This window comes from Methylophaga sp. F7 (assembly GCF_056863975.1).
The window spans coordinates 2725985-2737017 of the sequence record NZ_CM166511.1 but is presented as its reverse complement, the minus strand read 5'-3'; the positions used below and the strand labels follow the sequence as shown (position 1 = coordinate 2737017).

The window sequence follows — 11033 nt, the reverse complement described above, 5'->3', positions numbered from 1 at the left end:
AAAAGCAGAAACGATATGCAGGCTTACTTTGCCGGCGAACCGATCAAAATTTTTTTCCCATTGTTAACGACGCAGCTTCAACCAGCCACCCATGAAGGCGATGCGTGGCGTTATACCTTTTCACAGAAGAGTGAGCCAGTAACTATTCAAATGATTAATAGGGTTTTGGTACAAAATGCCAGAATGCAACACGTTAGTGAATTACATTCAAATAATTTCTCATCTGAGTTCAGAGAAAAAGTATTACACCAAGCAGCAATAATTCAGCACAAAACGCGGTTTGGATTTTACCAAGTGGGACTTGAAGATCCTGATGCCATCAGAGGCGATGAGTCTGTGGGAAGTAGTAAATTCCAAGAGAACCTTCTTGAAACAAAAAGGATGCACACACTGCTGTTTTTGCTGGATAAGATAATGACTGAAGTAGCTGCAATTGATGTTAAAGGTTTTCAGGACTTAGCGACATGGCATGTTGACAAGCAATATAGTAAGAGTTGGCGTTTTATGACCCTGTCATCATTGAATGCGTTTATAGAGCTGCTGGCATTTCTGCCACTGAATGATGCAAAATTCAAATTAATGTTGCCGGCAGCATTCGCGCTTTCTGATGACTTAAATGCCAAGCTACGAAATCACCCTCTGAGATTTGAGGTTGCATCTGATGAGCAGCTGAAAAAAGATGCGTTAATTAAGGTGGTTGCTCTACCTGCAAATTGGAAGACTTTTCAAACGGTCAATCGAGTACTGTTATGTCTAATGGTATGGTTGTATTTTAAATGTGACACGGCGATCTAAGCGGTTTTTTGTTGGGTTATCGAGAAGTCGATGAATTCATAATCATTTGGCTCTTCACTGCCACCAATAAGTTTATTGCGAGGTCTGACAGTGACAGTTATGAGGTTAAAAGCCTTAAAGGCATCCAGAAGGTTATTTCGCGCCTCGATTGAAAGGGATGAGGTCGTAATTTTATGGACGAGACGCATACCATTTTCTTGTAGTCTGAATAATTTTTCGTTATCTGAAAAATCCACCATGCGACCGGTCAGAGTTAGCTGTTTTTCACAGGTTTGAAGTCTATGGTTTTGAATGCGTTTGAGATGCATATCTAATGTTTTTCCACTCGGTAAAACAAAGGTTACTGGCTCCATTTTGATATTGGTGCGTCGCAATTTGTTAACCAGCTCTGCGCACAACACACTCTTTGTTTGAATCCCATTCTGGGAAGGTTTTGAGCTTACACAGACAAGTTCTGGAAAGTCAGAATTTTTTTGATGAATTTCATCAATGACTTTTGCCGCCTCAACAAGTACCCCTTCAAAAAAGTCAGAGATACTTTCATTGCTTTCGTCAAAAGCAAAGCTTTGTTGCTGATTATTTTGGGCGAACTCAAGTTCGAGGACCAAATCATCTAAAGTTGTGTATTTCTCAGTATGTATCAGCGTATTGGGTATCAGTTTATGGCTGAATTGTTCGTTCAGATGTCGACTAAATGTTTTGCCGATAGCTGATAACAATCGTTCAGAATCACTGGAGCAGTTTTTCAATCGCTCAGAGAGCAAAACACTGTTGGTGATCTCACCAAATAGTTTGATACCTAGCGACCATGTTTGTTGGGACATTGTTTCCTCCATATACATAGTCCCAATCTAGCAGCTCGAAACAGTCACGCAAGACCAAAACTGTGATTTCGTTCTGGTTTTTGAACAAACACTTCGAAGCTTTTGGTGTTTAGGCTTTCATGTGCAAGTTTGCAATTTGGGGGGCTAGGGAATGGTTGTTATGGAGACAATATTCATTATTTTACACTGTATAAAGCTCAAAGCAGACACGCCGCCTCATGGACGACGTGTTGATCACTTGGGGTGATAATTACTAGTAAATGATATTTTGTACTTCGCGTAATCTATCAAGTAGCTTATCGCTCAGTCGTTCGACTTGACGAATAAACAAATCTTCTTCGTCCATTTCTGTTAAGCGGTTTGCAAGCCAAGTTTTTATGGCCTCATGGTTACAGTATTCGTCACCACGTCCGATAGCAGATACCAGCTGATTTTTGCCTGGTTCGATGCGGCAAATAATGCATAGTAAATAAGAAGCTTGGCACAATTTATCGGTATGGCTGTAAGTTGAAAATGGAATGAAAGTCAATTCTTCAGTCACGGTGAAACTCCTTATTTGGTTGAAGCGATTTGCATGTGATTCTTCAGTAGGCGTTCAAATGCACTGCCATCTTGACGAGTAAGGTTGGGCACGTACCTGGAATAAACCCTAAATAACATCTCAGTTGTAGTGTGCCCCATTTGACGGGCTATCCACTCAGGTGCTTCGCCTGCAGCTAACCATAGTGTTGCTGCTGTATGACGAGTCTGATACGGACGTCGGGCAGTAAGACCTAAATGACGGAGTAGCGGCTGCCAAACACGGTTACAGACGTTATTCGAGTTGAGCGGGGAGCCTTCACGCGTACAAAAAACAAAATCGAATTGTTTGGTCACTTTATGATGTTCTTTTAACGCGTCATACACAATTTGGGACATATCAATCGTTCTGAATGAGCCATCATTTTTAGTATAAGTCAGCCCTCCTCGAACTAATGCCTGTCGCACTAGGATTTGCCTACGCTCAAAATCAATAAACTTCCACTGTAGTCCATGTATTTCACTAGTACGCATACCGGTAAAAAACCGGACAATGTAATAATTTCGAAAATCAGACCGAACGGTGTTAATGATTTTCTGCACTTCTTCGATAGCAAAAGGTAAAACATCCGTTTTAGGAACTCTTAATGATTTTATTCCGTGGTAGGGCGAACTAAAGTCATAGCGGTTGGCCGCTTCATTTAATATCATTCGCAGTGGCAAAATAATATGGTTTATACGACTGGCTGATAGCGGCTTACCACTTTGCTTTTTTGTGACTTTAGTGAGATCTGATCGAAAAGCGAGTATTTCAGCTTTAGTGATGCGGCCAACCTCTTTATCTCCAAAACTGGGATAAATGTATTTTCTCAGATTAAGTTCAACGCCTTCTTTATGTGATAGGCGCCATTGAGCTTGCATTTCGTTTACCCAAACTTCGGCGAAATCCTTAAATAAGGGAGTGTCGATGAACGCTTTTTTACCAAGCTGTTTCAGTTCATGTAGCTCTTGAGCTCGTGGGCTATCAGGGAAGTAGTCCCAATACTGAAATGAGCCGAGCGTGATTTCAGCCTCAATCTTGTTAAGGACAATTTTCATTCGCTTACGGTTGGCGGGTGTGTCATCGAGTTTGGTTTGTTCACGGCAGCGTTTTCCTTGATATTGAAAGTCGAAAAAAAGTTTCCCAGTATCTTTTCTAGCTCGAACATTACCCATTGCAGTAGCCCCCAGAGGCCATAGGCAATAACGCACCATTTCCTTTTGACACTTTCCCGATATCTCGCTCGACGGCTTCCCATAAATAAAGTGTTTTCCGGCCTCCAAATGGGCGTATGTAGTGGATCCCTTCTAGTAAGACGGAGTCTTTTAGTTGATCCCGAATTGTTCGAGGTGTGTATTTGATTCTTTGCGCAAGTTCTTCAGTCGTTAAGTAGGTTTCTGACACCGCTAAATCTCCATATGGTTATCAAATGATGCTCAAACGCATCACTAGATACAAATATACATCATAAAAAGATCGGTGCAAGCATCAATTGCAACATTTAGTTATCATCGGATTATTAAAAGCTTCGGATAAATCTCAGATGCTACGTTTTAAAATTAAAGAACAGATTGCTAATAAAGAGTTTGCTGAAGGGCGTCGGATCACGATTGGTGAGGTTGCCGAGGCGGCTGGTATTCATCGAATGACACTTTCTAAAATGATAAATCAGCGAGGTTACAACACCGGAACTGAAAATCTCGATAGGTTATGTAAATTTTTTGATTGTGATATTGAGGAGCTTGTTGAGTATGTACCAAAAATTACGGACACTTAACTTACGATGTCTTTCAAGGATTGAATTTTGAATAAGTTTAATGAAGACACTAGAGTAAAAATCCCGACGCTCCTCCATCTGACTCGGCTTGGGTATCAGTACATCTCTCTCAGGGAGCACAGTTGGGATATAGATACCAACATATTCCCAGTGCTTTTCAAGCAAGCAATATCCAAGATTAATCCTGGTATTGAGCCTGACGATATCAGCCGTTTGTTTGAAGATTCTAAATTGCTTTTAGATAACGAAGATTTGGGAAGAGCATTTTTTGAGCGCCTGACGGAACGATCCAATACCAAACTGATAGATTTTGAGAACTTCAATAACAACACTTTTCATGTCGTCACTGAACTGACTTGCCAAAATGGCGACGAAGAATTCCGTCCAGATATCACTATACTGATCAATGGAATGCCGCTTGTCTTCATTGAAGTGAAAAAGCCGAATAATCGTGAGGGTGTATTAGCCGAACGTGACCGAATAAATAAACGCTTTCAGAACCCTAAATTCAAACGTTTTGCCAATATCACACAATTCATGATCTTCTCCAACAATATGGAGTACGACGATGGCGATCCAGAACCAGTTCAGGGCGCATTCTATGCCAGCAGCTCTTACAAAAAGCCTTTATTTAATTACTTTCGTGAAGAGGAAGTGCTTAATTTTACTGCACTGCTAAAGCCATTATCGGATGATGATGAAATCAGAGTACTTAAAGACAACAACCTAGAAGTTATCCGAAGTAACCCTGAGTTTGTGGTCAATAAAGATCCTAACAGGCCAACTAACCGGATCTGTACTTCACTGCTCAGCAAGGACCGTTTAGCGTTTCTTCTTCGTTATGCATTGACCTATGTGACGGAGACAGAGGGTCTTCAAAAGCACATCATGCGTTATCCCCAGTTGTTTGCGACCAAAGCCATTGAAAGCAAGCTTAATGAAGGTGTCAAAAAGGGCATCATTTGGCACACTCAAGGCAGTGGAAAAACAGCACTCGCTTTTTATAATGTGCAATTTTTGACTGATTATTTTCAAAAGCAGAAGATCATTCCTAAGTTCTATTTCATCGTGGATCGCTTAGATTTGTTACAACAGGCACAGCTAGAGTTTACGGCTCGTGGCTTAAAGGTGCACACCATAAACTCACGCGACGCATTTAGTCGCGACATTAAAGTATCGCAGGTCATTCATAACCATTCAGGCAAGCCTGAAATCACCGTGGTTAATATTCAGAAGTTTAAAGATGATCCAGATGTAGTTTCGACTAAAGACTATAATGTCGCCATCCAGCGTGTGTATTTTTTGGATGAAGTCCATCGCAGTTACAATCCTAAAGGCAGTTTCCTAGCTAACTTGAGTCAGTCAGATAGCAATGCCATCAAAATTGGCCTGACGGGAACACCGTTGCTAGGCACAGACTATAATTCCCGGCTGCTGTTTGGTGATTACATCCACAAATACTATTACAACGCATCAATTGCCGATGGTTACACCTTACGACTCATTCGTGAAGAAATTGCCACCAATTACAAATTGACTCTCCAAAAGGCACTGGAGGATGTTGAAGTCCAAATGGGCGATGTAGATCGTAAACTTATTTATGCTCACCCCAATTTTGTCAGACCGATGCTGGAATACATCACTAACGACTTTGAAAATAGCCGTGGTGCAATGAGAGATGCAACTATTGGTGGCATGGTTATCTGCGATAGCTCAGAACAAGCCAGAGAAATGTACAAACAATTTGTAGAGAACCATTCCAGTAATGCAGATTTAACACAAGCAAACGACAGCATTTATGAGCTACCTGATGTTGCTGAAGATAAGTCTAGATACAGAGCCGTAAGGAAAAACAACAATAAGGTGAAAAGTGCTGCGCTGATCCTGCATGACATTGGCACGAAAGAAGAACGTAAAAACTGGGTCAAAACTTTTAAAGCTGGAAAAATCGATTTTCTGTTTGTCTATAATATGTTGCTGACTGGATTTGACGCTCCCCGCTTAAAGAAAATTTATCTCGGGCGAATTATTCGCAAACACAATTTGTTGCAAGCCTTAACGCGGGTAAATCGTACCTATAGAGACTTTCGATATGGCTATGTAGTCGATTTTGCTGATATTCGTAAAGAGTTTGAGGCCACCAATCAAGCCTATTTCGATGAGTTGCAATCAGAGCTTGGCGATGAAATGGAGCACTACTCCAACTTGTTTAAATCACAAGATGAGATTCAGCAAGAAATTGATCATATCAAGGATGTCCTATTTCGCTTCAATATTGAAAATGCAGAGATTTTTACCGATCAGATAAGCCAGATTCAAGACAGAGAAACCATTCTGGCCCTGAAAAAGGCACTTGGAGATGCAAAGAGTCTTTATAACCTCATCCGTCTTCAGAGCGAGTACAGCCTGCTTAATGAACTGGATTTTGCCAAGCTCAATATCTTATATAGAGAGACCAGTAACCATCTGGACTTGTTAAATTTAAAGCATAATTTGGAGCAGGGAACCGATACGTCTAATCTGCTTAACCAGGCATTAGAAGATGTGATATTTAAATTCGTCAAAATAGGCGAAGAAGAGCTGGTGCTGGCTGACAAATTGAAAAATACTTTGCGGCAAACGCGTGAAGCACTGGCCGACAACTTTGATCAACAAGATCCTAAATTCATCAGCTTGAAAGAAGAGCTGGAGCGACTATTTAAGAAAAAGAATCTCAGCGAAGTCACTCAGGATGAAATGATGGCCAATATTGATGCGCTCAACAAAATCCATGTACGCGTTAAAGAGCTGAATCGTCAGAATAATCAGCTGCGTCAGAAGTATCATGGCGATGTTAAATACACCCGTATTCACAAGCGTCTGCAAGAACGTGGTGGCCTTACAGATTCAGAACGCAAAATTTTTGAAGCGCTTACCGGTATCAAACAAGATGCTGATGAGCAAGTGCTCAATAACAGTCAGATATTGGATAACGAAGGCTACTTTGAACGCCAGATGATGCCTTTGGTTATCAAACGTTTTAAAGGTGAGCAAAATATTCAGCTTAATGCTGACGCCTCACGTTATATCAATCATCTGGTCGTTGCCGAATATATGAAAGAGTTTAATACAGGAAGCAGAACGTGGTAGAGCAAGAATTTAAAGACAAAACCAAAGCACTGATCGACAGTTTAAAAAGTATTTGTGCCAACTATGGTTTGGGAAATGATGGCAATGAATTCAAAATTATCACGCAAGTCTTTCTATATAAGTTTCTGAACGACAAATTCGCCTATGAAGCGAAAAAGATAGACACCACGGTCGCCAGCGCTGAAAAGTGGGAAGAAGCATTGGTTGTGATGAGCGAAGACGATCTGGAGATGCTGCAACTGCAAATGGGCGGCGACACTGCACGCTTAAAGCCGCATCACTTTATTAGCTACTTATTTGGGCAGCAAAACAAAGCCGATTTTGCCAAGCTTTTTGACGATACGCTGATCGATATTGCCATCACTAATAACGAAGTATTTGCGGTAAAAACGGATGGCGGTGCCAAAGTGGTGCTGTTTGATCGGCTCAGTCAATATATTGCTGATGATTCCAAACGCGATGCTTTTTGCCGCGCCATTATCAACAAATTAGTCGAGTTCAGCTTTGAGCGTATCTTCACCCAAAAATTCGACTTCTACGCCACGCTATTTGAATATCTGATCAAAGACTACAACAGCAATTCCGGCGGCAAATATGCCGAATATTTTACGCCTCATGCTGTTGCACGAATCATGGCAGAAATTCTGGTGCCTCAAGACCAACGAGGCAAAGTTAAAAATGTCAGTTGTTACGATCCTTCAGCGGGGTCGGGTACGCTGCTAATGAACGTTGCTCACGCTATCGGTGAAAATCGTTGCAGTATTTATACGCAAGATATTTCACAAAAATCTTCCAACTTGCTGCGTTTAAATTTAATCCTCAACAATCTGGTGCATTCCATACCCAATGTAATTCAGGGCAATACCGTTTCGCATCCTTATCATAAAGACGGCAAAGATCTGAAACGCTTTGACTATATCGTCTCTAATCCACCTTTTAAGTTGGACTTCAGTGATTTTCGCGATGAGCTGGATAGCAAAGAAAACAAAGATCGTTTCTTTGCCGGCATCCCCAAAGCACCAGCAAAAGCCAAAGACAAAATGGCGATTTACCAATTGTTTTTGCAACACATTATTCATTCTTTAAAACCCGGCGGTAAAGCGGCCGTGGTCGTGCCTACTGGCTTTATCACAGCACAGTCAGGTATTGATAAAGGAATTCGAAAATATTTGGTCGAGCACAGAATGTTGGCTGGTGTTGTCTCAATGCCATCCAATATCTTCGCCACCACTGGCACCAATGTTTCTATTCTGTTTATCGATGACAGCAACAAAGACAAAGTCGTACTGATCGATGCTTCTAATTTGGGTCAAAAAGTCAAAGAGGGTAAAAACCAGAAAACTGTGCTTAGCCATGATGAAGAGCAACGCATTATTGATACTTTTAACGCCAAAATGGTAGTGGAAGATTTTTCGGTCTCAGTCAGTTATGAAGAAATTCAAGCGAAAAATTATTCTTTAAGTGCCGGTCAGTATTTCGATGTCAAAATTGAATATATCGATATTACGCCTGAGCAGTTTGCTGAAAAAATGCAGGGTTTCACAAGCAACTTGAATGTTTTATTTGAACAGTCTCGTGATCTTGAAGTAGAGATTAAGAGACAGTTAGCGGGCTTGAAGTATGTTGAGTAATGAATGGAAGTACATTGCGGGTGATGAGTTTTGCCTGAAGGTTACCGATGGTACTCATGACTCGCCAAAACAATCTGACAATGGAAAACCGCTAATTACCTCGAAACACATCAAAAAGGATGAGATTGATTTTGATACTGCTTACTTAATAAGCGAGCATGACTTTAACGAAATCAACAAGCGAAGCAAAGTCGATCAGTGGGATGTGATTATTAGCATGATTGGAGCCTATTGCGGTTTCTGCTTCATAGAGAGCAATGAAGAAATTGACTACGCTGTAAAAAACGTCGGGTTATTTAAAGCTGGTTCTGAAGCTAATGCCAAATGGCTTTATTACTATTTAATTTCTCCTATAGGAAAAGCCCATCTTGATGCCGTCAAAAGCGGATCAACTCAACCATATATAGCGCTTGGTGCCCTTAGAAGCCTTCCAATTCTCGTCCCTAAGAAAGACGAGGTTAAGAAAGAAATTGTGAGGGTTTTAGATGCCATCGACACGAAAATACGAGTGAACAACCGCATCAACGCCGAACTGGAAGCCATGGCCAAAACCTTGTACGACTACTGGTTTGTACAGTTCGACTTCCCCAACGCCTACGGTAAACCCTACAAAACCGCTGGCGGTAATATGGTTTATAACCCAATCCTGAAGCGGGAAATCCCGGAGAGTTGGAGTGATGGAACGCTAGAAGATCTTGGCCAGATAGTTGGCGGTAGCACACCATCAACTCAAAAACGAGAAAACTTCACATCAGAAGGCATGCCATGGATTACTCCTAATGACCTTTCAAATAACCAAGGGAATAAATTTATTTCTCGTGGCGCTCAAGATGTATCAACCGAAGGAATCAAGAATGCATCATTGAAAAAGTATCCTGCAGGAACGGTTCTACTTAGTTCACGAGCCCCTATTGGATACATGGCCATAGCAAGAAATGAAGTTACTACAAATCAGGGCTTTAAGTCATTTGTACCGTTAAAAGGCTATTCAACAGAATTCATTTATTACACTGTTAAAGATTCGATTAAGGCCATCTCTCAGTATGCATCAGGTTCTACTTTTAAAGAGATTTCTGGAGGCACATTAAAGACAGTTAAAGTTGTTTTACCAAATGCGAAGGTCCCGGAAGCTTTTACAAATCGTGTTCAGCCAATTTTTTTCAGACAGATGTTAGTCGAGAAAGAAAACGAACAATTAAAGCAGCTTCGAGATTGGCTCCTCCCATTGTTAATGAACGGACAGGTAACCGTCTCAGCGCCTGTCGAAGAGCCCTCACGCGAGGTAAAATATGGCTAAAGAACTCACCGCATCATCACATGATCGCCAGAATATTCTTAATAACCGTTATGCCTTGCAACAGGCGGAGCAGTATTTAGATTTGGGTGGGGTGCATTTTCAAGGTGAAACGATGTTCACCAAGCAACAGTTAATGGCGTTGTATGAGATTAGCGAAAGCACCATTGAAAAATATCTGCTTAACTACGCGGATGAACTTAAGGCAAACGGCTATATTGTTTTAAGAGGGAAAATATTAAAGGATTTCAAAGAATTGGTGGATGGTACCGTAATCAATTACGGTACCAAAACTAGCATCCTTGGGATATTCACTTTTCGAGCCGTCTTGAACCTCGGGATGTTGCTCACCGAAAGTGAGCCTGCTCGTCAATTACGTTCTCGGCTGCTAGATATTGTATTGGATGTAATGGCCGAACGTGCTGGTGGACATACCAAATTTATTAATCAGCGCGATGAAAACTATCTGCTGGCTGCATTTCAAGAAGACAATTACCGCAAGCAATTTACCGATGCCTTGGATAAGTATGTGGAGGGAAACCACTGGAAATATCCCCGTTTTACAAATCTTATTTACCAAAGTATTTTCCATGAAAACGCAGCCGAATATAAAAAGATTTTGAATTTAGCAGTGAAAACCAATATTCGCGAAACCCTCTATTCAGAAGTGCTCAACCTTATTGCAAGTTTCGAATCGGGCATTGCTCATGAGCTGGAACAATCCAGTCAGGCAAAAGGACGCAAACTTACTCAGAAAGAAGCTGAGAGTCTGTTTTCCAGCTTCGAACAGCATCCACTTTTTAAACCACTAATTTTGGATGCACGAACCAAAATGGCCAGCAGAGACTTGTGTTTTCGCGATGCTTTGCATGAAAAGCTGGAGGCCTACATTCAAACCGTATCAGAGGCGGACTTCGATCGCTTTTTAGGGGAAAAGAGTCGTTCATTGGAAGAGCAACTGAGTGACCCGGAAACACTGGCAGTACTCAAGCGCCTCAAAGATCGCTAACGGGATATTGCTTAG

The 11033-nt window shown here is 41.3% G+C and carries 9 protein-coding genes; 6 read left to right on the top strand and 3 right to left on the bottom strand.

Annotated elements, in window-relative coordinates:
• Nucleotides 1–15: 15 nt before the first annotated feature.
• Complete coding sequence (locus AC08OG_RS13745) at nt 16–795, top strand: hypothetical protein (protein WP_482929745.1); 780 nt, start codon at nt 16–18, stop codon at nt 793–795.
• Here AC08OG_RS13745 and AC08OG_RS13740 read toward each other — a convergent pair.
• The 3 genes from AC08OG_RS13740 to AC08OG_RS13730 form a co-directional block, all read right to left on the bottom strand.
• On the bottom strand, nt 792–1619 hold the full coding sequence (locus AC08OG_RS13740) for a hypothetical protein (protein ID WP_482929744.1): 828 nt from the start codon (nt 1617–1619) through the stop codon (nt 792–794). The two genes, AC08OG_RS13745 and AC08OG_RS13740, sit on opposite strands and share 4 nt — an antisense overlap.
• A 253-nt stretch (nt 1620–1872) precedes the next feature.
• Complete coding sequence (locus AC08OG_RS13735) at nt 1873–2160, bottom strand: hypothetical protein (protein WP_482929743.1); 288 nt, start codon at nt 2158–2160, stop codon at nt 1873–1875.
• A gap of 11 nt (nt 2161–2171) precedes the next feature.
• A complete protein-coding gene (locus AC08OG_RS13730) occupies nt 2172–3353 on the bottom strand; it encodes an Arm DNA-binding domain-containing protein (protein WP_482929742.1) in 1182 nt (393 codons plus the stop codon).
• A gap of 317 nt (nt 3354–3670) precedes the next feature.
• Here AC08OG_RS13730 and AC08OG_RS13725 point away from each other — a divergent pair, with 317 nt between their 5' ends.
• The 5 genes from AC08OG_RS13725 to AC08OG_RS13705 are packed head-to-tail and all read left to right on the top strand — an operon-like array spanning nt 3671 to nt 11018.
• Complete coding sequence (locus tag AC08OG_RS13725) at nt 3671–3955, top strand: helix-turn-helix domain-containing protein (protein ID WP_482929741.1); 285 nt, start codon at nt 3671–3673, stop codon at nt 3953–3955.
• Nucleotides 3956–3982: 27 nt separating this feature from the next.
• Nucleotides 3983–7084, top strand: a complete 3102-nt coding sequence (locus tag AC08OG_RS13720; protein ID WP_482929740.1) for a type I restriction endonuclease subunit R — start codon at nt 3983–3985, stop codon at nt 7082–7084.
• Nucleotides 7078–8715 carry an HsdM family class I SAM-dependent methyltransferase gene (locus AC08OG_RS13715; protein WP_482929739.1) on the top strand — a complete coding sequence of 546 codons (1638 nt, stop codon included), beginning with the start codon at nt 7078–7080 and terminating at the stop codon, nt 8713–8715. The genes AC08OG_RS13720 and AC08OG_RS13715 overlap by 7 nt, the downstream gene beginning before the upstream one ends.
• Nucleotides 8705–10012 carry a restriction endonuclease subunit S gene (locus tag AC08OG_RS13710; RefSeq protein WP_482929738.1) on the top strand — a complete coding sequence of 436 codons (1308 nt, stop codon included), beginning with the start codon at nt 8705–8707 and terminating at the stop codon, nt 10010–10012. The genes AC08OG_RS13715 and AC08OG_RS13710 overlap by 11 nt, the downstream gene beginning before the upstream one ends.
• The gene (locus AC08OG_RS13705; RefSeq protein ID WP_482929737.1) at nt 10005–11018 is read left to right on the top strand and encodes a hypothetical protein; all 1014 of its coding nucleotides are present in this window, start codon (nt 10005–10007) and stop codon (nt 11016–11018) included. The genes AC08OG_RS13710 and AC08OG_RS13705 overlap by 8 nt, the downstream gene beginning before the upstream one ends.
• Nucleotides 11019–11033: the final 15 nt, after the last annotated feature.